The sequence below is a fragment of the Streptomyces sp. NPDC079141 genome, from assembly GCF_040686775.1.
GTDB lineage: Bacteria > Actinomycetota > Actinomycetes > Streptomycetales > Streptomycetaceae > Streptomyces.
Map to the genome: position 1 here is coordinate 97,268 of NZ_JBFBLP010000005.1, position 20,412 is coordinate 117,679.

Below are 20,412 nucleotides of genomic sequence, written 5' to 3' on the forward strand. Positions count from 1 at the left end.
TACGCCATGCCTAACCTGGATGCATGGACGTGAACGCGGCGGTCGCCGCAGCGGCAGCGATCGCCGGGGTACTCACCGGTGTCATCGCCATGCTGGCGTTCCGCTGGAGCGAACGCGACCAGGCGCGACCCACCAGAACCTCCCTGCACACCGATCCGGTGCTCCCGCCGGGCGTGGACACGGTCCTCTCCGTGCTCCGCTCCTCGGCGGTCGTACTGGACGAGGCCGACGCCGTCGTCAAGGCCAGCTCCGCCGCGTACGCCCTCGGGCTGGTGCGTGGCGGCAAGCTGTCCGTGGAGCCGATGCTCCAGATGGCCCGGGACACCCGGCGCGACGGCGAGATACGCCAGGTCGAGCTGGACCTGCCCCGGCGTGGCACCGGACGCGGCGAGGCCCTCGCGGTCTCCGCCCGCGTCGCCCCGCTCGGCTCCCGTCTGGTGCTCCTGCTCGTCGAGGACCTCACCGAGGCCCGACGGATAGAGGCGGTACGGCGCGACTTCGTCGCCAATGTCAGCCACGAGCTCAAGACCCCGGTCGGAGCGCTCTCCCTCCTGTCCGAGGCCGTCATGGACGCCTCGGACGACCCGGAGGCGGTGGAGCGGTTCGCCGGGCGCATGCAGATCGAGGCGACCCGGCTCACCAACCTCGTGCAGGAGCTCATCGACCTCTCCAGGGTGCAGAACGACGACCCGCTGGAGGACGCCGAGCCCGTCCGCGTGGACGAGCTGGTCGCCGAGGCCATCGACCGCTGCCGGCACGCCGCCGGCACGAAGCAGATCACGATGGCCGCCGGCGGCACCGCCGAGCTGAGCATCTGGGGCAACCGGGGCCAGCTGGCCGCGGCCCTCGGCAACCTCGTCGAGAACGCCGTCAACTACTCGCCCGCCCGCACCCGCGTCGGTATAGCCGCCCGCCGGGTGACCGCGCCCGGCGGGGAGCACATCGAGATCGCCGTGACCGACCAGGGCATCGGCATCTCCGACAAGGACAAGGAGCGCATCTTCGAGCGCTTCTACCGCGTCGACCCGGCCCGCTCCCGTGCCACCGGTGGTACGGGGCTGGGGCTGGCGATCGTCAAGCACGTGGCCGCCTCGCACGGCGGGGAGGTCACGGTGTGGAGCTCCGAGGGACAGGGCTCCACCTTCACCCTGAGACTGCCGGAGGCGGGCGCGGCCCGCGACCGTGCGTCGCAGAACCCCGCCCTCGACGACGAGGCCGGACAGTCCGCTCACTCGTCCCATGTCACACCCCCCGAGTCAACCGCGTACGAAACGCTTTCCGCCCCGGAGGTCCTTCCGTGACCCGTGTGCTCGTCGTCGAGGACGAGGAGTCCTTCTCCGACGCCCTGTCGTACATGCTCCGCAAGGAGGGCTTCGAGGTCGCGGTCGCGACCACCGGGCCCGACGGACTCGACGAGTTCGAGCGCAACGGCGCCGACCTCGTCCTCCTCGACCTGATGCTGCCCGGCCTGCCGGGCACCGAGGTCTGCCGCCAGCTGCGCGGCCGTTCCAATGTCCCCGTCATCATGGTGACCGCCAAGGACAGCGAGATCGACAAGGTCGTCGGGCTGGAAATAGGAGCCGACGACTATGTCACCAAGCCGTTCTCGTCACGCGAGCTGGTCGCCCGTATCCGGGCCGTCCTGCGCCGCCGCGGCGAGCCCGAGGAGGTCACCCCGGCCGCGCTGGAGGCGGGGCCGGTCCGTATGGACGTGGACCGGCACGTCGTCACCGTCTCCGGCTCCAAGGTCGACCTCCCCCTCAAGGAGTTCGACCTCCTGGAGATGCTGCTGCGCAACGCGGGCCGCGTCCTGACCCGTATGCAGCTCATCGACCGCGTCTGGGGCGCCGACTACGTCGGCGACACCAAGACCCTCGACGTCCACGTCAAGCGCCTGCGCGCCAAGATCGAGCCGGACCCGGGCGCGCCGCGCTACCTGGTGACGGTGCGGGGCCTCGGCTACAAGTTTGAGCCGTAAACAACGCCGTAGACCGTAGGAGTACGACGAAGGGCGGGGCCTCGCGCAGAGGCCCCGCCCTTCGTTCTACGGCTTCACAGGCGCCGTACGTCCGCTCAGTGACCGGCGGCCGCGTGCTCGTCCGTCTCCGTGCTCGCGGAGGCCGAGGCGGCGTCCGTCGCGGTGGCGCCGTTGCCCTCCTCGGCCTCGCCCGTGGCCTCACCCGTGGCCTCGTCCGTCGGCTCCGTCGTCGGGGACGCGGTGTCCTCGCCGGGCGCTGCCGGGACCTCGGTCGGGCCCCAGCCGGTGAAGTAGCTCTCGGACGGCACGACGAAGGCGCGCAGGCTCACCTCGCCCGTCTTGGAGAAGGTGAAGGTGATCTTCTGGGCGTTGCCGTCCTTGATGGCCTCACGGCTGCTGGGCAGCACGGCGGAGGCGTTGTCCTCGCCACCGAGGATGAGGGAGCCACCGGCCGGGATGGTCAGGCTCTCACCCTTGGCGGGCGAGAGCTCGGCCGTCTTGTCGGTGCCGTCGACGGTGATCGACTCCAGCTTCTGGTCGCTGGTGCCGTTGTTGAACAGGGTCGCGGCGACGACGGCGGGGCCGGTCGACTCCAGGTCGGGCTGGGTGATGACGATCGCGTTCTGGATCTTGATGTCGCCGACGGCGGTGGCTGCGTTGTCCGGCTTGATCTCCAGCGTCTGGGCGTTGTTGCCGGCGCCGCACGCGGCGAGCGAGGCGATCGAGAACGCGATGGCGGCGGCGGCGAGGGCGCCGCGTCGAAGGCTGCTGCTCACGGCGGCGGCAACTCCTTGACTCGAACGGGGGGCGCATAAAGCCGCCCTAAGTGTCTGTCAGCGGCCTTAGGTTACCGAGCCGTTCCCGCGCCACCGCACCCGACCCTCCCCTGAGGCCCCGAAGAGCCACTCCTTCACCCGTCCCGTCCCCCACAAGTGACCCACGAGTCACTTTGACTCCACGGTCCTCCGGCATTCACATAAGTTCCGTGGGCATACCCGCGACGGTGATCCGCAAATTTTCCGTGAAGGAATGCACGACCGTCCGGAAATTGATCAACGACTGTGCGTCGAGCGATCCTCGTGATCAATTCCGGATTCGTCTGGTACCCGACTCCGGACACCGAACGGAGTAGCGGAAGTCGCACACTTGGAACCGGACATATGCGGACGTTCGTCTGCTTGGCGGAGGCTCCGGATGTGTGTAACGTGCGAGTTTCACCTCCCCCGGAGAGCCGCTCCGACCTGCGAATACCCCCTTCCGAACGGCCCGCGAAGCACGTTCCTGTTGCTGTTGTCAAGCCCCGAGATATGCCCTGACCTGCGAAAACGCCATTCAGAACCCGCAGTTTCCGTGTTACCCTGGATAGCCACGGAAGGGGTACCTGTCACATGACGTTCAAGGTTGGCGACACCGTGGTCTATCCCCATCACGGGGCCGCGCTGATCGAGGCCATCGAAACTCGCCAGATCAAAGGCGTGGACAAGACCTACTTGGTGCTGAAGGTCGCCCAGGGTGACCTGACGGTACGTGTGCCAGCGGACAATGCGGAGTTCGTCGGCGTGCGTGATGTGGTCGGTCAGGACGGGCTGGACCGGGTCTTCGAGGTGCTGCGCGCGCCGTACGCCGAGGAGCCCACGAACTGGTCGCGTCGCTACAAGGCAAATCTGGAGAAGCTCGCCTCCGGCGATGTCATCAAGGTCGCGGAAGTCGTGCGTGACCTGTGGCGTCGTGAGCGCGAGCGCGGACTCTCCGCCGGTGAGAAGCGCATGCTCGCCAAGGCCCGCCAGATCCTGGTGAGCGAGCTCGCTCTCGCGGAGAACACCAACGAGGACAAGGCCGAGGCCCTGCTCGACGAGGTTCTCGCGTCCTGACGCAGCCGGCAGGCAGCCAGCCCGCTCAGCTCACTCAGCACACAGCTGTGTCGCTCTAAAAGAAGTGCCGCGGTGCCCGATGACGTATTCACAGTCGCCGGGCGCTGCGGCATGTTCATTTGTGCGCGCCGTTTCACGCCGTGCGTCCTTCGGGGAGAGTTCCCCCGATACTTGGCGTGCCGGGCCCGGGCAGCAGGCTCGACCGGGGTCACGGAAGGGTCCGGTCAAGGCGTCGCGCCCGGCACTTCCCAGGCCATACCCACGCAAGGCCAGCACACAAACCTGACAGGAACCGATGTCTGACGAATCGCGCCCTGCACCCGCGCAGGCTCGTACGACCATTCGCACTGCAGTCGTCATCCCGGCCGCAGGCCGAGGCGTGCGCCTCGGCCCTGGCGCCCCCAAGGCGCTCCGCGCGCTGGGCGGCACCCCGATGCTCATTCACGCGGTACACGCGATGGCCGCGTCCCGTGCCGTCTCCCTGGTCGTCGTCGTGGCCCCGCCGGACGGCGCCGCCGAGGTGAAGACCCTGCTCGACGCGCATGCGCTGCCCGACCGGACCGACTTCCTGGTCGTCCCCGGCGGTGAGACCCGCCAGGAGTCCGTGAAGCTCGGCCTGGACGCGCTGCCGCCCGAGTACGACATCGTCCTCGTCCATGACGCGGCCCGCCCGCTCGTCCCCGTGGACACCGTCGACGCCGTGATCGATGCCGTCCGGGAGGGCGCCGTGGCCGTGGTCCCCGCCCTGCCGCTCGCCGACACCGTCAAGGAGGTCGAACCGGCCGCCGAGGGCGAGCCCGAGCCGGTCGTCGCCACGCCGGAGCGGGCCCGGCTGCGTGCCGTGCAGACGCCGCAGGGCTTCGACCGGGCGACCCTGGTCCGGGCCCACGAGACGGTCACCGACAACGTCACCGACGACGCCAGCATGGTCGAGCAGCTCGGCCTGACCGTCGTGGTCGTGCCCGGCCACGAGGAGGCCTTCAAGGTCACCCGCCCGCTGGACCTGGTGCTGGCCGAGGCGGTCCTCGCGCGCAGGAGGCTCAACGATGGCTTCTGAGGCACCGCTGCTTCCCCAGGTCGGCATCGGCACCGACATCCACGCCTTCGAGGAGGGCCGCGAGCTGTGGTGCGCGGGCCTGAAGTGGGAGGGCGAGGGGACCGGTCTGGCCGGTCACTCCGACGCGGACGTCGTCGCGCACGCCGCGTGCAACGCGCTCTTCTCCGCGGCGGGCCTCGGCGACCTCGGGCAGCACTTCGGCACGGGGCGCCCCGAGTGGTCCGGCGCCTCCGGCGTCGTACTGCTGACGGAGGCGGCCCGGATCGTGCGCGAGGCCGGCTTCGTCATCGGCAACATCGCGGTGCAGGTCGTCGGTCCCCGCCCGAAGATCGGCAAGCGCCGCGACGAGGCGCAGAAGGTTCTCTCGGAGGCGGCCGGAGCGCCGGTCTCGGTCTCCGGGGCGACGACGGACGGACTGGGGTTCCCCGGTAGGGGTGAAGGCCTGATGGCCGTGGCGACCGCGCTGGTGGCGAGAACCGCAGGCTGACTGTTATCCACAACCGTCGGAGGCACTGGGGAACGCCTACTACCCTTGGACTCGTGACTATTCGCCTGTACGACACCAGCGCCCGGCAGATCCGTGACTTCACCCCGCTCAAGCCGGGTTGCGTCTCGATCTACCTGTGTGGTGCCACCGTGCAGGCGGCACCGCACATCGGGCACATCCGGTCCGGGCTGAACTTCGACATCATGCGCCGCTGGTTCGAGTACCGCGGCTACGACGTCACGTTCGTCCGGAACGTCACGGACATCGACGACAAGATCATCGCCAAGTCCGCCGACCAGGGCCGCCCCTGGTGGTCCATCGGCTACGAGAACGAGCGCGCGTTCAACGACGGCTACACCGCCCTCGGCTGCCTGCCGCCGACCTACGAGCCGCGCGCCACCGGCCATGTCACCGAGATGGTCGAGATGATGCGCGGCCTGATCGAGCGGGGGCACGCCTACGAGGCGGACGGCAGCGTCTACTTCGACGTGCGCTCCTTCCCGGGCTACCTGGCGCTGTCCAACCAGGACATCGACGACCTGCGCCAGCCCGACGAGGGCGTCTCCGGCAAGCGCGACCCCCGCGACTTCGCCATGTGGAAGGCGACCAAGCCGGGCGAGCCCGACTGGGAGACCCCGTGGGGCCGCGGCCGTCCCGGCTGGCACCTGGAGTGCTCGGCGATGGCCCACAAGTACCTGGGCTCCGCCTTCGACATCCACGGCGGCGGCCTGGACCTGATCTTCCCGCACCACGAGAACGAGATCGCCCAGGCCAAGGCCTTCGGCGACGAGTTCGCCCAGTACTGGGTGCACAACGCCTGGGTCACCATGAGCGGCGAGAAGATGTCCAAGTCGCTGGGCAACTCCGTGCTCGTCAGCGAGATGGTCAAGCACTGGCGGCCCATCGTGCTGCGCTACTACCTCGGCACCCCGCACTACCGCTCGATGATCGAGTACAGCGAGGAGGCCCTGCGCGAGGCCGAGTCCGCGTTCTCGCGGATCGAGGGCTTCGTGCAGCGCGTGGTGGAGATGGCCGGGCACGCCGTCGAGCCCGCCGCGGAGGTGCCCACCGCCTTCGCCGAGGCGATGGACGACGACCTGGGCGTCCCGCAGGCGCTCGCCGTCGTGCACACCACCGTCCGGCAGGGCAACTCCGCCCTCGCCGCCGACGACAAGGAAGCCGCCGTGGCCCGCCTCGCCGAGGTGCGCGCCATGCTCGGTGTCCTCGGCCTGGACCCGCTGGACGCGCAGTGGGCGGGGGAGTCCGACCGGGGCGAAGACCTGCACGGCGTCGTCGACAGCCTCGTACGCCTGGTCCTGGACCAGCGTGAGGCGGCGCGGGCCCGTAAGGACTGGGCCACCGCGGATGCCATCCGGGACCAGCTCAAGCAGTCCGGGCTGGCGATCGAGGACGGTCCGCAGGGGCCGCGCTGGAGTCTCGGCGCGCGCTGAGCGCAGTGATCGATTGTGCCGCCCGGGCCTCCGGGCGGCACACTGCATAGACGTACATATTGCTTTCGTAGAGAACAGGTAGGTCATGGCCGCGAACAACCGCCGCATGTCCGGCAAGAAGGGCGCGCAGGTCGGCAGTGGCGGCCAGCGACGCCGGGGCCTGGAGGGCAAGGGTCCGACGCCGCCCGCCGAGATGCGCAAGGGGCACAAGAAGAACCGCATCGCCGCCGCCAAGGCCAAGCAGGTCCAGCGCCGTCCGGCGCCGCGCGGCCGGGGCGGCAAGGGCACCTCCGAGCTGGTCGTCGGCCGCAACCCGGTCGTCGAGGCGCTGCGCGAGGGCGTGCCCGCGAACACGCTCTACGTCCAGCAGTTCATCGACAACGACGAGCGGGTGCGCGAGGCGCTCCAGCTCGCGGCCGAACGCGGCGGCATCAACCTCATGGAGGCCCCGCGTCCCGAGCTGGACCGGATGACCAACGGCCTGAACCACCAGGGCCTGGTCCTCCAGGTCCCGCCGTACGAGTACGCCCACCCCGAGGACCTCGCGAGCGCCGCGTACGACGACGGGGAGGACCCGCTGATCGTCGCTCTCGACGGGGTCACCGACCCGCGCAACCTCGGCGCCGTCGTCCGTTCCGTCTCGGCCTTCGGCGGCCACGGCGTCGTCGTCCCCGAGCGGCGCGCGGCCGGCATGACCGCCGGCGCCTGGAAGACCTCCGCCGGCACGGCCGCCCGTACGCCCGTCGCCCGCGCCACCAACCTCACGCGCGCGCTGGAGGCCTACAAGAAGGCCGGCATCGCCGTCGTGGGCCTCGCCGCCGACGGCGAGGTCGAACTCGGCGAGCTGGAGGCCCTGGGCGGCCCCGTTGTCATCGTGGTCGGCAGCGAGGGCAAGGGCCTGTCCCGCCTGGTCGGCGAAACCTGCGACTTCCGGGTGCGGATCCCGATGCCGGGTGGCGCCGAGTCGTTGAACGCCGGTGTGGCGGCGGGGATCGTGCTGTACGAGGCGGCGCGCCGCCGCGCCTGAACATGTGTCGGTGTCCTCACCCGGACGGGGTAATCCGGGTGTTCAGGGCAAGCTTGACGCGGTCCGGACAGATCCGGCAGGTCAAAGCAGTGTCCTAAACACACGTCACTCGGTTAGATGAGTGTGGACACCAGAACACCCCGCACACCCACGGGGGACCGCTCGTCGGGATTCGACGACGCTCCCGCGCTGAGCATGGTGAAGGTGCCGAGCGATCCGGCGCAGATCATCGTCAATCATGCGAGCTTCCGCGTGCAGTTGGGCGCGTCGGCGCGGCGCACCCAATCACCGCGGATCGCACGGCACTTGACCGCCGGCGAGGACACCGCCCGCATGCCCGTGGTCGGCGCGGCGGCCGGCGCGCGCCGTCGGCCGGTCGTCTGGAGCGGCAAGTCCGCCCCGGACGACACCGGCGCCCACCGACTGCTCCAGGCGGTGCGGGGCGGCAGCGTCCGCCACGGCGAGGAACCGGTAGACGCCGGCGCCACCCAGGTCATCCCGCGGGTCGACGTGGACAACGGCCCCTACGGCGACGACGGTTACGACGACCTCGCCCAGACCGTCGAGACCCCCGTCGTCGGCGCACAGCGCACCCCGCCCGACGGCGACGGCACCCGGCTGCTGCCCGACATGCGCCAGGTCGGCAGCGTCTACGACGAGGAACTCGCCTACGACGACCAGCAGTTCGCGGACCCGGACGACGGCTCGCGAACCCGGCGCCAGGGCGACGAACCCGCGCGGCACGCCTATTACCCGGGCCGCCGCATGAACCTGGGCGTGGTTCTCCTCCCGCTGCGCATCTTCCTCGGCTTCATCTCCATCTACGCCGGCATGGGCAAGCTGTGCGACCCCGTCTACTTCGACGGCGGCAAGCGCGGCTCGATGATGAAGTGGCTCAACACCCTGCACCCCTGGGAAGTCGCCGAGCCGCTACGGCAGTTCGCCCTCGAACACCCCGTCGGCTCCGGCCTGGTCATCGCCTTCTTCCAGGTCATCGTGGGCGTACTCACGATCCTGGGCTGCTGGCAGCGGGTCGCCGCAGTGATCGGCGCGCTGCTGTCGGCCGCGCTGCTCGTCACGGTCAGCTGGAAGAGCGTCCCGGTCTACGACGCCCCCGACATCATCTATCTCGCCGCCTGGTCCCCGCTGATCATCGCCGGCGCCCCCGTCTACTCCATCGACGGCCGGCTCGCGGGCGGCGCCTGGCGCCGGCTCGGCCCCCGCGCCGAGATCTGGGAGCTGCGCCGCTATGTGCTGCGCCGCGGCGCCCTGATCACCGCCATCGTCACCGGGCTGACCCTGCTGATCGGTTCGCTGCTCGGCGGCGCCGTCCGCGACGCCGACCGCGTGGTCGTCCCCGGCCCCGGCGAGCCCCCGCGCAACGAACTGCCCGGCTCCCCGCTCCCGTCGGAGCCCGGCAAACGCCAGAAGCGCACCCCGTCGGCCGTCACCTCCCCGACCCAGGGCGCCACCACGGCCCCGACGGCCGGCGCCGCCACGACGCCGGGCGCCACCAGGGACACCAGCACCGCGGGTACGCCCAGCCAGACGCAGGGCACCACGGGCCAGGCCCCGCCCCAGCAGACCACTCCGGCGGACGAGGCCCCCAGCACCAGCTCGGGCCCGACCTCGGGCGGCTCCACCGGCGGCAGCACGCCGGGCGGCTCGGGAGGCGGAGGATCCACCTCCGGTGAACCGGGCCTGGTGGGCGGCCTGTTGGGGTAGACGGGCCGGTGGGCGGCATCCTGGGTTGAGCCCACCGGCAGCACATCACAACCCGCCTGGTTCCCCGCGCCCCCTGAAGGGGCGCGGGGAACTGCGCGTTCAACCCCCACCGACCGTCACGACGACCGCAGAGCCGCCAGTTCCTTCGCAGCCTCGGTCAGATCCTTCGCCGTATCGATGGCACGCCAGTAGGCGCCCTGCGGAAGGGGAAAACCGGCAAGCCGCCGCTCCCGCGCCAGCCGCGGAAACGTGGTCCGCTCATGGTCCCCCCGCTCGGGCAGCATCTCCGCGAACTCCGGCGAGAAGACGTAGACACCCGCATTGATCTCGTACGTCGTCGGCGGGGCCTCGATGAAGTCCGTGACGTGCCCGAACCCGTCGGTCCGCACGGCGCCCCAGGGAATGCGCGGTCGCGCCAGCGCAAGGGTCGCGACCGCGTCGCGCTCCGTATGGAAGTCCGCCATGTCCCGCAGTGAGAAGCGGGTCCAGATGTCCCCGTTGGTGGCGTACCAGGGCCGGTCGGGGTGCGGCAGATGCGCGGCGGCGTACTTGAGGCCGCCGCCGCGGCCGAGGGGCTCGGCCTCGACGACCGTCGTGACCCGCACGGGCAGGTCGGCATGGACCAGCCAGTCCCGCAGGACGTCCGCGAGATGGCCGCAGCTGACCACTACGTCGGTCACGCCCTCCTCGGCGAGCCAGGCGAGCTGATGGCCGATGATCGGCGTCCCCGTGCCGGGGATCTCGACCATCGGCTTGGGCCGGTCGTCGGTGTACGGACGCAGCCGTGAACCCTGGCCGCCGGCCAGGATCACGGCCTGCACGGGGCGGGACGCGGCGTTCGGATCGGTCATGCCCGAACCCTAAGGCGGCGTCCCGCTCCCGGAGGTGTCAGTGGTGCGCCGCCAGCACTCCCGACGCGAAGGAGGTGTCGCAGACCGGGCGGGCGTAGGACTGGGCGCGCGTCGGGCCGTACAGGCGGACCGCGGCGTGGCCCAGGGCACGGGCGATGGAGGCGCAGTGCCTGGCGAGCGACGGGCGGCCGTTCACGGCCTCCTGGAGGTGGGTGAGCGCGACGCCCGGGTCCTCCTGCTGGAGCTCGGTCAGCAGCTGGTCGCGCAGCACGTCGTGCGGGGCACGGGGCGTGTCGCCCGGCTTGGCGTCCGACACCGAGGCGTCCGACGCGGTGAGCACCGAGTCCGAGGGGTTCCCCGACCAGTTGACCCGCGTGACCGCGAGGGTCCCGGAGAGCACCAGGACGACGGGCAGGACGAGGGCGAGGGAGCGGCCGATACGGCGGGCGGGGCCCCGGCCGCGACGCGTCTGTTGGTTAGTGGAGTGCTTCACGCGAGTGAGGGTAGCGCCCGGTAATGATTTGGCGACATTTAGTCACCGGTTCGGGGGATGAACTGGTGCCCCTTTTTGGGTAATGGGTTGACGCTCACTGCTCGAAATGACCGGTCTGCCGGGGTATTTGTCGACAACGAGAAGGGCCCCGCAGCAGCCTGCGGGGCCCTTGCCGTCAACCTGGGCGATACGCCCGGTCTGTGCCTCAGTCGGAGAGACGCGCGCCCGTGGAGGTCGAGAACACGTGGGTCTCGCCGGAGCGCGGGACGACGTGCAGCGTGCTGCCCTTCTCCGGGACGTCACGGCCGCTGACGCGGACGACGAGGTCCTTGGAGTCGTCGCCGACCTTCGCGGTGCCGTAGACGTACGCGTCGGCGCCCAGCTCCTCGACCACGTTCACCGTGACCGCGAGGCCCAGCTCCGAGTCGGCGCCGGCCACCTCGAAGTGCTCGGGACGCACACCGACGGTGACGGTCTTGTCGGTGGTGGCGGAGAGCGCCTCACGGTCGACCGGGACGACCGAGTTGCCGAACTTCACACCGCCGTCGGTGATCGGCACCTCGACCAGGTTCATGGCGGGGGAGCCGATGAAGCCGGCGACGAAGAGGTTGGCCGGGCGGTCGTACATGTTGCGCGGCGAGTCGACCTGCTGGAGCAGACCGTCCTTGAGCACGGCCACACGGTCGCCCATCGTCATGGCCTCGACCTGGTCGTGGGTGACGTAGACGGTGGTGATGCCGAGACGGCGCTGGAGCGAGGCGATCTGCGTACGCGTCGAGACACGGAGCTTGGCGTCGAGGTTCGACAGCGGCTCGTCCATGAGGAACACCTGCGGCTCACGCACGATGGCGCGACCCATGGCGACACGCTGGCGCTGACCACCGGAGAGCGCCTTCGGCTTGCGGCCCAGGTACTCGGTGAGGTCCAGGATCTTCGCCGCGTCCTCGACCTTCTGGCGGATCTCCGCCTTCGGCACACCGGCGATCTTGAGCGCGAAGCCCATGTTGTCGGCGACCGTCATGTGCGGGTACAGCGCGTAGTTCTGGAACACCATGGCGATGTCCCGGTCCTTCGGCGGCAGGTGCGTGACGTCGCGGTCACCGATGCGGATGGCGCCGGCGTTGACGTCCTCAAGCCCCGCCAGCATGCGGAGCGAGGTGGACTTGCCGCAGCCGGACGGGCCGACCAGAACGAGGAACTCTCCGTCCTCGATGTGGATGTCGAGCGCGTCCACGGCGGGCTTCTCGGTGCCCGGGTAGATCCGGGTCGCCTTGTCGAACGAGACAGTGGCCATGGTGAATGGGCCCCCTTCTACCGGCAGGAACGTGCCGGACGATCCGTTGTAGGAAGGTGGTGGTGTAGTCCATGTGAGTGGACCGGCTTTGGACGGTACCTGGCGTTCACCTGGTCTGTCAGTACCCGGCGCCCTGTGAACTTCGCGGAAATTTTCGACAGGGGCACGCCGGCACGTGGGTACACTGCACGGGCACGTACGTGCGCGCCTCCTTAGCTCAGCTGGTCAGAGCGCCGCTCTTGTAAAGCGAAGGTCGTCGGTTCGAATCCGACAGGGGGCTCTTCTTTTCTCTCTCGGGCAGGTCACTGTCCTGTCACTCCCCTGCCACGCCCTGCCTCCACGGCCGTACCCTGGTCGGCACAACGAGGGGAACCGCGCCGGGAGGTACGGGGTGACAGGGCGCAGTCCGGAACGGGTCCGTAATGAGCTGGTCGTCTCCATCGTGGACGCCCTGCAGAGTGCGGCCACGGTGAACGAGAGCAGCAGCCGCGAATTATGGCGGGGGATGCTCGTCGACGAGCTGGGCTCGCCCGTGGAGCCGTTCATCGGCAACCAGCTGCGGCCATGGCTGCTGTACGTGGTCAAGGCGTGCACGGTGGTCAGCAACGGGCCCGCGTGCCTGGTGCGGTCGCTCCAGTACGTGGAACAGCAGTCGGCGGCGGTCGCGTCCTTATGGCCGCTCGTGGACGAGTGGGAGGCCGTCGACTTCTTCAACAGCGCCGACCTCGGCGATCTGCGGCCCGTCCTGCAGTCCCTTCAGCCGACGGAGCTGGCCCCCATGGCGCGGCGCGCGAGCCGGTCCCGGGTGCAGGAGCTGCCCGCCTGGTGCCAGAGCGGCTGGCAGGTCTTCCTGCGGCTGGCCGGTGAGAACTCCCCGGCCGACGAGCTGCCGTTCAGCATGGCCTTCCTCGCCCTGTCCGCCGACCGGCTGATGGAGGAGGGCCGGGCGGAGTTCGCCGAGATGCTGCGGCGCTTCAACCGCCGTCAGGCGCAAGCGCTGGGGCTGGAGAGCCTGCTGGCGCAGTGGCAGCACTCGGAGCTCCCGCAGTCCCCGCCCTCGCTGGTCCCCGCCTATCTGATGATCCAGTTCGAGCCGGACCGGATCGAGGCCGACCGCTACTACCTCTCGCACTGGCGCCAGTCCGATTCCGAGGGCTGGCACCCCGTGCGCGGCGAGACCGTCCATCTGTGCCGGGAGGAGCTGCCGGGCGCGGTGGAGCGGCTGATCGAGGAGTGCGAGTCGCGCTGGGCCGATCTGCGCCAGCCCGTGATCCTGGAGTTCGTGCTGCCCTGGGAGCTGCTCAACGAGCCGGTCGAGTGGTGGTCCAAGGAGTCCGACCACCCCGATCCGACCCCGCTGGCCCTCGACTACCCGGTGGTCGTGAGATCGCTGGAGCGCCTGCAGCGCGCCGCCTGGCACCGGCCGTGGCACCACAAGTGGCGGCAGCTGAAGGAGCGCCCGGCGGACAGCCATCCGCACTGGAGCCGCCCGGCGCAGGACGGGGCGTACTTCTTTCATTTGGAACGGGAGCTGAAGGAAGATCGGCACGCGGTGTGCCTGGTGCTCAGCGAGCCGCCCGGCGACGACACGGGCACCGGCCGCCGCGAGGTGCTCGCCGGGCTGCGGGCCGGGGTGCCCGCGATGATCTGGCACCGCACGGACTGCGCCGACCCGGGCTTCCAGGACGCCATCGGCGAGATCCTCCAGGACCGCGGGCTCGGCAGCCTGGCGGAGCGCGTCGGGAAGTGGCGTCAGGAGGCGCTGGCCCTCGGCCCCGAGCGCTGGGACCGCCATGTGGGGCGGCATCTGGCCATCCTGCTCGACGACCCGGAGCGCAAGCCCGGCCCCACAGGGCCGGTGTAGGCCGATGACCGGGCAGAGCGGTGCGCCCAGCTGGATACGGCCTTGCGACGGCCTCCGGGCGACGGTCGCAGGAGAGTGGCAGACGGCCTTGCACAGGGCACTGCGCGGTGCCACGCTGGACGCGAGAAAGGCCCACAGGCCAGGCGTACGCGACACCGCAGGGGGGCGCGTTCCATCCGTCGATCGACTGTCCAGTTTGTGCTTCATCCCCCTGTGGCCTGCCGTCTTGCACACCATGCAGACCACTGCCAGGCTTGGCACGTGGATGTCACGCATGCCCGCGCCCTCTGGAAATCCCCTTCGGCACTCCCTCCGTCCTCGGGCCCTACCGGACGCTCTGAGAGCGCTTATGCAGTGTGACGATGTCCCACAATCAGCGGCTGGGCCGGCGTATGACGAAGCCTCACTCGACGCCGTTCCGCATGCTCTGAGCGACCTGGAGCGGTCGCCGTCCGCGGACCCTCCCTCGGTCCTGCTCGTCGTCGACGACCACGTGACCATGCGGGTCTGGGACGACACGGTCCACGAGCTGGCCGGCGAACTGGCCCGCCAGGAACGGCTGGGCGAGATCACCACCGTACGGCTGCTCAGTTCGGACGACACCGAGCCGGCCCGGATCCGGCTGGACCGGCTGCCGGCCACCGGGTCCGCGCACCGGGTGGTGCTGGTGCTGACCGACGGGCTGGCCGCGGGCTGGCGGTCCGACGCGGTGCTGCCGCTGCTGCGCGAACTCGGCCGCAGCGAGCCGCTGTCGGTGCTGCATCTGCTGCCCCAGGAGCTGTGGTCCCGCACCGGCCTGGACGTCAACCGCATGCGGCTGAGCAGCGCCGGAGCCTGGGCGCCCAACGACTCCCTGCGCTGGGAACTGCGCACCTCCCCCCTCGAACCCGTCGACGACCCCGACGCGCGGGCCGGCGTGGTGCCGGTGCCCGTACTCGAGCTGACCGAGCGGTCCCTGTCCGGCTGGGTCGACCTGGTGGCGGGGCGGACGGCCGGCTGGGTGGAGATGTCCGGGCTCAGGGCCCGTGACTGGAAGCGGCGGCCCGATGCGGCGCGGGCCGTGCCGTGGGTGGAGGACGTGCCCGACCCGGCCAGTGCCGTACCGGCCTGGGAGCGGGTCTCGGAGTTCCGGGCCGCCGCCTCGCCGACCGCGTTCGCGCTGGCCACCCGGCTTGCGGCGGCCCCGCTCACGCTGCCGGTGATGAGCGCGGTGACCGCCTCGGTGCCGGGCGCCGGGCCGGCCCATCTCGCGGAGCTGCTGATGAGCGGCCTGGTGCGGTCCGCCGGCGCGGACGCCGAGCGTGCCGCCGAAGTCGCCTTCGTTTTCGGCCCGAACATTCGCCAGGAGTTATTGGCGCTGTCCCGCCGCAGGGACACCGCCCGAGTCCTGCACGACGTACGGGAGTTGCTGGCCACCCTGGCCGAGGGCAGAGATCCGGTGCTGCCCGACGCCGAGGAGCTGTTCGAGACGGCCGACGTGCCGTCCGTGACCCGTCGCAACGTGGCGTTCTTGCGCGTGGAACTGGCAGCACTCAGGGCCCTTTCCGGCAAGTTCCTGCCCAGGGCACAGCGGCTGGCCCAGGCGCTGCGCGACTACGACCGGCAGAACAGCGTGAGCCTGCGCAAGGGCCTGGGCCTGGCCGCCGCCCGGCCTCCCGTGCACGCACCGGCCGAGGCCGGGACATCTTCAGAAGGAGCCACGGCCATGACCGCCACGCAAACGCAGCCCGCGGTGGACAGCGGGCGTTCGACGCCGCGCATCTGGGGGAACATCCCGCCGCGCAACCCGAACTTCACCGGCCGCGTGGACCTTCTTGAACGACTGAGCGAACGGCTGCGCGAGGGCACCACCACTGTGCTGCCCGAGGCGATCCACGGCATGGGCGGCGTCGGCAAGACCCAGCTGGCGATCGAGTACGCCTACCGCCACCAGTCCGAGTACGACGTGGTGTGGTGGATTCCCGCCGAGCGTCCGGGGCAGATCGGCCAGGCCCTGGTGGAGCTCGCCCAGCGGCTGGGGCTCGGCACCAGCGCCGAGGCCAATATCGCCGGGCCCGCGGTGCGTGAGGCGCTGCGCGAGGGGCGGCCGTACTCCCGCTGGCTGCTGATCTTCGACAACGCCGACAGTCCCGAACGGGTGCGCGACTACTTCCCGACCGGCGGCAGCGGCACGATTCTCGTCACCTCCCGCAACCGGCGGTGGAGCGTGGTCGGCCCCTCCCTGGAGGTCGACGTCTTCACCCGCGAGGAGAGCAAGGAGCTGCTGCGCCGCTCGGGTTCGGAGGAACTCGACGACGCCGAGGCGGACCGCCTCGCCGACGCCCTCGGCGACCTGCCGCTCGCGCTGGAACAGGCGGCGGCCTGGCGGGCGGAGACGGGCATGCCGGTCTCGGAGTACCTGCGCCTGTTCGAGCACAAGCGCGCCGAACTCCTTGAGGTCTCCCCGCCGCCGGACTACCAACTGCCGGTCGCCGCCGCGTGGAACGTCTCCCTGGACCACCTGGAGACCCGCAGCCTCACCGCGCTGCGCCTGCTGCAGCTGTGCTCGTACTTCGCCCCGGACCCCATCTCGCGCTCGATCTTCTCCGGCCTCGGCGGCTCCACGATCGACCCCGAACTCGACCGGGCCCTCAACGACCCCATGCGCCTCGCCCGCGCCATACGGGAGATCAACCGCTACTCCCTCGCCCGCATCGACCACCGGACCAACTCGATCGAGATGCACCGCCTGGTCCAGGCCGTGCTGATCCACCGCATGACCCCCGAGGAACAGAACCGCATGCGCAATGGGGCTCACACACTTCTGGCCGCCGCCGACCCCAAGGGGCCGAGCCAGTCCGCCAACTGGCCGCGGTACGCGGAGTTGTACGGCCATGTGATCGCGTCCGGCGCGATCGAGTCGGACCAGCCGTGGGTGCGCGAGCTGGTGATGAACGTCGCGAAGTACCTCTGGTACTGGGGCGACCACCGGGTCGCGCTGGAGTTCTCCGGGCAGGCCTGGGAGACCTGGCAGCGGCGGTTCGGCGAGGAGGACCAGCAGACCCTCCTGATCGGCTGGTGGCTGGGGTTCGTGTACCTGAAGGTGGGCCGCTACGACGACGCCGCCCACGTCGTGGCCCGGCTCAGGGACGTCTACACCCGCACGGCGCCCACGGACCGGGAGGACAACCGCGAGGACGCGCTGGTGGCGCTGAACCTCGAAGCCGCGGTGCGGCGCGCCCAGGGTGATTTCGCCGCCGGTGCCGAACTGGACGAGATGGCCTACGACCGGGCCCGGCGGGCCTTCGGCGAGGACGACCCCACCACGCTGGTCACCGCCCACAACCTCGGCGTGAGCCTGCGCGTGGTCGGCGAGTTCCAGCGTGCGCTGGAGCTGGACCGGCGTACGCACGCGATGAAGACGCGGCTGTTCGGCCGCGATCACCAGCAGGCGCTGGTGACCGAGGCGAGCGTCGCCGTCGACGTGCGCGAGACCGGCGACTACGTGGGCGCGCGGTCCTTGCAGCAGGCCGTCGTGGACGGATACCGGACGATCTTCGGATCCAGCAACCCCGCGACGCTGGAGCGGATCCGCCAGCTGAGCGAGGCCTGCCGGAAGGAAGGCGACCACGCCGCCGCGCTGGAGCAGGCCCGCGAGGCCTCCGAACAGCTCACCCGCCGCTACGGCAACACCCACCCGGACTCCCTGCTGGCCGCGCTCGCCCTGTCCGTGGCGCTGCGTCACAACGGCGCCCTGGAGGAGGCCCGCGAGCACGGCGCCACGGCCCGCGAGCGGTTCCGCAACGTCTTCCCGGCCCACCACCCGCACATCGCGGCGGCCGACGTCGACCTGGCGGTGACCCTGCGGCTGCTCGGGCGGGTGCAGGAGGCAAGGGAGCTGGACGAGGCGGCGCTGGAGTCGCTCACCGGACGTCTCGGGGAGAGCCACCCGATCGTGCTGGCCTGCGCCATCAACCTGGCCAGCGATCTCAGCGCGCTGGGCGAGGTGGCCCAGGCCCGCGAACTCGGGGAGAGGACGCTCGCGTTCTGCCGGTCGCGGCTCGGCGAGGACCACCCGACCACGCTGGTGGGCGCGGCGAATCTCTCCCTGGACCTGGTCGCCCTCGACGAGACGGAGGCGGGCGAGGAACTCCGCGCGGACACCCTGGCCCGCATGGAACGCGTCCTCGACGCGCCTCGCCTCAACTCCGCCGAGGCCGCCCCCCACCCGGCAACCGGCCAGGCCAGGGCCCGCCAGCGCACCGACTGCGACATCGACCCCATGCCGATGTGACCCGCTCCGCCAGCAGGTGGGTCGCGGTTGGGTCGGTGCCCTCCACGGTGAGGGCTCGGCCGGGGCCTGGCTGTTGCTTTGGGATCTGAGGTCAGGCCTGCGGCGTGCCGAGCCAGGTGGCGAGGCTCACCGGGTTCGGGGCACATCGGGTGGGCCGCGGCCGTTTCGGTGTCCTGCAGGGCGAGGGCTCGGCCGTCGCCTGCCCAGGTCAGGCCTGCGGCGTGCCGAGCCAGGTGGCGAGGTTCATCGGGTCCGGTGGGCGGTTCGTGGTCCGGAGCAGGGTCTGGTGTACGGCTCGTGCTCGTTCGGGGTGGTGGCACAGCAGGTGGGCCGCGGTCGGGTCGGTGCCCTCCATGGCGAGGGCTCGGCCGAGGCCTGCCCATGTTCCGGCTGTTGCTTCGGGGTCTGTGGTCAGGCGGGCCACGTAGGCGTGGCGGGCCGCGGTGGCCTCACCCGCGGCCAGTAGGGCGTCGGCGGCCAGTGCTCCGGTGACCTCGGCGGCGGCCTTGTCCGGTCCGTCGGGTGAGCGCCAGTCGCCGGCCGTGTCGGTGAGCCGGTAGCGGACGAGGATCGCCAGGCTTTCCAGCCAGTGGGCGGAGGGGTCGGTTGCGACCTCGGGCTCGGCCGCCAGGTTGGCGGGCGGCCCGCTCGATCCTCGCTGCCACGCGTGTGCGGCCTCCTGGACGGCCGCGGCGGGGGGTTGCCGGTGGTGGGCCCGCCAGCGGGCGGCGTGGTCGTCGGCGCAGAGCCGGGCCAGGGCCAGCGGCTCCTCGGGGACCGGCTCCGCCAGCCACTGCGCGCACTGGTCGCGCAGCGTGACCAGCAGGGCCCTGCCGAGCGGGGTGCAGCGGGGATGGCGGTGGACCTGCTCGATGGCCGTCGCCGTCTGGGCCCGCCACAGGGCGAACTCGAAGTGAGCCAGGGCGCTGTGCGCGGACGGCGCCCTGCGGTGGGCGTTCCAGAAGCGGGTGATCCCCGCGAAGGCGTAAATGCCCTGGAGCAGGCCCTCCAGCGGCCGGGGATCGTCACGCCAGGGCGCGTACCAGAGCTCCTTCGTCCCCTCGGGGGCGGGCGTCACCAGGGGCGCGAGGTGCAGCAGGCCGCCCAGTTTGGTGTGCTGGAACTCGTGGACGAGGGTGGCGGCCAGCTGGGCGGCGTCGTCCGGCTCGGAAGCCTCGATGCCGCCGAAGGCGTCCCCCGCGGACACGCTGCGTGGCCGAAACCTTTCCCTTGCCGTGGTCGGCGTCAGCGAGAGCATGCCCGGCTGCATGGCCTCGGCCGTCTCGGGCAGCTCCCGCAGCAGCACCGTCCAGGCCCGCTCCAGCGTCCTCCGCCAGTGTGCCGCGGTCTCCTCGGACAGGGGACGCGGCTCGGTCGGCCACGGATAGGTCCGGTACGGGTCGACGTCGTCCAGGGCCGTTTCCAGCCGCCGTTCCGCCGGACCGACCACGAGCCGGCGCAGGGGGTGCCACCCCGGTCCGGCCGTACCGGGATCGGCCGGTAGGACGACCTCGCACCCGGGTGCCGCGACCACGGCACGTCCGGACCGGCCGCGCACGGTCGCGGTCGCCCATGGTTCGGTCACCGGCAGCACCGCACAGCCGAGGGTGGGCAACGGCACCCGGCCGTGCCGTACCGGCACCTCGATGGTGAAGTCGAGTTCCGCGCGGAGAGCCGCCGCGGCGGCGAGGGCGGCGAAGTGGCCGAGAACCACCCACAGCGGCGGCTCGTCCTGCGACTCCTTCGCGTGCAGTCGGCGCAGCGTCGTGGCCAGCCACATCCCCGTCTGCGGATACATGAGCAAGTCGTCGACGACTAAGGGGCGTTGTCGCTGGGCGGCGATGAGGAGGTCCCAGGCGGCGCCGAGGTCGGTGGTGTCGTCGAGCATCCGCAGCAGGAGCAGACGGCGGCTGCGTTCGGCACCGAGCAGGTGGTCGAGCGTGACAGATCCGCCCTCGCCGCGTATCAGCTCGGCCAGGACTTCGGGCGGCAGCCGATGGTGCGGCAGGGACGGCTCAGCACTCACAGGCGGCCCCCTCGG

General features: G+C 71.0%; 15 protein-coding genes and 1 tRNA gene. 11 read left to right on the forward strand and 5 right to left on the reverse strand.

Annotated elements, in window-relative coordinates; genetic code table 11:
* The first annotated feature begins 23 nt into the window (after positions 1-23).
* Together AB0Q90_RS17145 and AB0Q90_RS17150 are read left to right on the forward strand one after the other, a co-directional pair.
* A complete protein-coding gene (locus AB0Q90_RS17145) occupies positions 24-1,301 on the forward strand; it encodes an ATP-binding protein (RefSeq protein WP_363161324.1) in 1,278 nt (425 codons plus the stop codon).
* Positions 1,298-1,978 (forward strand): response regulator transcription factor, encoded by a 681-nt coding sequence (locus AB0Q90_RS17150; protein WP_015659563.1) that lies wholly within the window; start codon positions 1,298-1,300, stop codon positions 1,976-1,978. Before AB0Q90_RS17145 ends, AB0Q90_RS17150 begins: the two co-directional genes overlap by 4 nt.
* A gap of 95 nt (positions 1,979-2,073) precedes the next feature.
* On the opposite strand, the gene AB0Q90_RS17155 is transcribed toward AB0Q90_RS17150, so the two are convergent.
* On the reverse strand, positions 2,074-2,754 hold the full coding sequence (locus AB0Q90_RS17155) for a DUF461 domain-containing protein (protein WP_363161323.1): 681 nt from the start codon (positions 2,752-2,754) through the stop codon (positions 2,074-2,076).
* Positions 2,755-3,366: 612 nt separating this feature from the next.
* Between AB0Q90_RS17155 and AB0Q90_RS17160 the strand changes: the two genes are divergently transcribed.
* The 6 genes from AB0Q90_RS17160 (at position 3,367) to AB0Q90_RS17185 (ending at position 9,596) form a co-directional block, all read left to right on the forward strand.
* On the forward strand, positions 3,367-3,849 hold the full coding sequence (locus AB0Q90_RS17160) for a CarD family transcriptional regulator (protein ID WP_003953493.1): 483 nt from the start codon (positions 3,367-3,369) through the stop codon (positions 3,847-3,849).
* A gap of 295 nt (positions 3,850-4,144) precedes the next feature.
* Positions 4,145-4,906, forward strand: a complete 762-nt coding sequence (gene ispD / locus AB0Q90_RS17165) for a 2-C-methyl-D-erythritol 4-phosphate cytidylyltransferase (protein WP_363161322.1) — start codon at positions 4,145-4,147, stop codon at positions 4,904-4,906.
* The gene (gene ispF, locus AB0Q90_RS17170; protein ID WP_363161321.1) at positions 4,896-5,393 is read left to right on the forward strand and encodes a 2-C-methyl-D-erythritol 2,4-cyclodiphosphate synthase; all 498 of its coding nucleotides are present in this window, start codon (positions 4,896-4,898) and stop codon (positions 5,391-5,393) included. The genes ispD and ispF overlap by 11 nt, the downstream gene beginning before the upstream one ends.
* A 53-nt stretch (positions 5,394-5,446) precedes the next feature.
* Positions 5,447-6,844 carry a cysteine--tRNA ligase gene (gene cysS / locus AB0Q90_RS17175; protein ID WP_363161320.1) on the forward strand — a complete coding sequence of 466 codons (1,398 nt, stop codon included), beginning with the start codon at positions 5,447-5,449 and terminating at the stop codon, positions 6,842-6,844.
* An 85-nt stretch (positions 6,845-6,929) separates the two neighbouring features.
* Positions 6,930-7,871, forward strand: a complete 942-nt coding sequence (gene rlmB / locus AB0Q90_RS17180; RefSeq protein WP_363161319.1) for a 23S rRNA (guanosine(2251)-2'-O)-methyltransferase RlmB — start codon at positions 6,930-6,932, stop codon at positions 7,869-7,871.
* A gap of 117 nt (positions 7,872-7,988) precedes the next feature.
* Entirely contained in the window at positions 7,989-9,596 is a 1,608-nt protein-coding gene (locus tag AB0Q90_RS17185; protein WP_363161318.1) for a DoxX family protein, read from the forward strand.
* 116 nt (positions 9,597-9,712) lie between these two features.
* Here AB0Q90_RS17185 and AB0Q90_RS17190 read toward each other — a convergent pair whose 3' ends face one another.
* The 3 genes from AB0Q90_RS17190 to ugpC form a co-directional block, all read right to left on the reverse strand.
* The gene (locus AB0Q90_RS17190; RefSeq protein WP_363161317.1) at positions 9,713-10,447 is read right to left on the reverse strand and encodes a nucleotidyltransferase family protein; all 735 of its coding nucleotides are present in this window, start codon (positions 10,445-10,447) and stop codon (positions 9,713-9,715) included.
* A gap of 37 nt (positions 10,448-10,484) precedes the next feature.
* Complete coding sequence (locus AB0Q90_RS17195; RefSeq protein WP_363161316.1) at positions 10,485-10,940, reverse strand: hypothetical protein; 456 nt, start codon at positions 10,938-10,940, stop codon at positions 10,485-10,487.
* A gap of 205 nt (positions 10,941-11,145) precedes the next feature.
* Entirely contained in the window at positions 11,146-12,234 is a 1,089-nt protein-coding gene (ugpC, locus tag AB0Q90_RS17200) for a sn-glycerol-3-phosphate ABC transporter ATP-binding protein UgpC (RefSeq protein WP_363161315.1), read from the reverse strand.
* A 206-nt stretch (positions 12,235-12,440) separates the two neighbouring features.
* On the opposite strand from ugpC, the gene AB0Q90_RS17205 reads away from it, so the two are divergent.
* The 3 genes from AB0Q90_RS17205 to fxsT all read left to right on the forward strand — a co-directional run bounded on the left by AB0Q90_RS17205 (position 12,441) and on the right by fxsT (position 18,371).
* A tRNA-Thr gene (locus tag AB0Q90_RS17205) sits at positions 12,441-12,514 on the forward strand.
* 111 nt (positions 12,515-12,625) lie between these two features.
* Positions 12,626-14,098 (forward strand): hypothetical protein, encoded by a 1,473-nt coding sequence (locus AB0Q90_RS17210; protein WP_363161314.1) that lies wholly within the window; start codon positions 12,626-12,628, stop codon positions 14,096-14,098.
* 349 nt (positions 14,099-14,447) lie between these two features.
* Positions 14,448-18,371 carry an FxSxx-COOH system tetratricopeptide repeat protein gene (fxsT, locus tag AB0Q90_RS17215; RefSeq protein WP_365733282.1) on the forward strand — a complete coding sequence of 1,308 codons (3,924 nt, stop codon included), beginning with the start codon at positions 14,448-14,450 and terminating at the stop codon, positions 18,369-18,371.
* Positions 18,372-18,579: 208 nt separating this feature from the next.
* Here fxsT and AB0Q90_RS17220 read toward each other — a convergent pair whose 3' ends face one another.
* A complete protein-coding gene (locus AB0Q90_RS17220; protein ID WP_363161312.1) occupies positions 18,580-20,397 on the reverse strand; it encodes an HEXXH motif domain-containing protein in 1,818 nt (605 codons plus the stop codon).
* Positions 20,398-20,412 lie beyond the last annotated feature (15 nt).

Excerpts from the sequence above, each read along its gene's own strand:
- AB0Q90_RS17145 (WP_363161324.1), top strand. The coding sequence starts at position 24 with ATGGACGTGAACGCGGCGGTCGCCGCAGCGGCAGCGATCGCCGGGGTA.
- AB0Q90_RS17160 (WP_003953493.1), top strand. The coding sequence starts at position 3,367 with ATGACGTTCAAGGTTGGCGACACCGTGGTCTATCCCCATCACGGGGCC.
- ispD (WP_363161322.1), top strand. The coding sequence starts at position 4,145 with ATGTCTGACGAATCGCGCCCTGCACCCGCGCAGGCTCGTACGACCATT.
- ispF (WP_363161321.1), top strand. The coding sequence starts at position 4,896 with ATGGCTTCTGAGGCACCGCTGCTTCCCCAGGTCGGCATCGGCACCGAC.
- rlmB (WP_363161319.1), top strand. The coding sequence starts at position 6,930 with ATGGCCGCGAACAACCGCCGCATGTCCGGCAAGAAGGGCGCGCAGGTC.
- AB0Q90_RS17185 (WP_363161318.1), top strand. The coding sequence starts at position 7,989 with ATGAGTGTGGACACCAGAACACCCCGCACACCCACGGGGGACCGCTCG.
- AB0Q90_RS17190 (WP_363161317.1), bottom strand. The coding sequence starts at position 10,447 with ATGACCGATCCGAACGCCGCGTCCCGCCCCGTGCAGGCCGTGATCCTG.
- ugpC (WP_363161315.1), bottom strand. The coding sequence starts at position 12,234 with ATGGCCACTGTCTCGTTCGACAAGGCGACCCGGATCTACCCGGGCACC.
- fxsT (WP_365733282.1), top strand. The coding sequence starts at position 14,448 with ATGCAGTGTGACGATGTCCCACAATCAGCGGCTGGGCCGGCGTATGAC.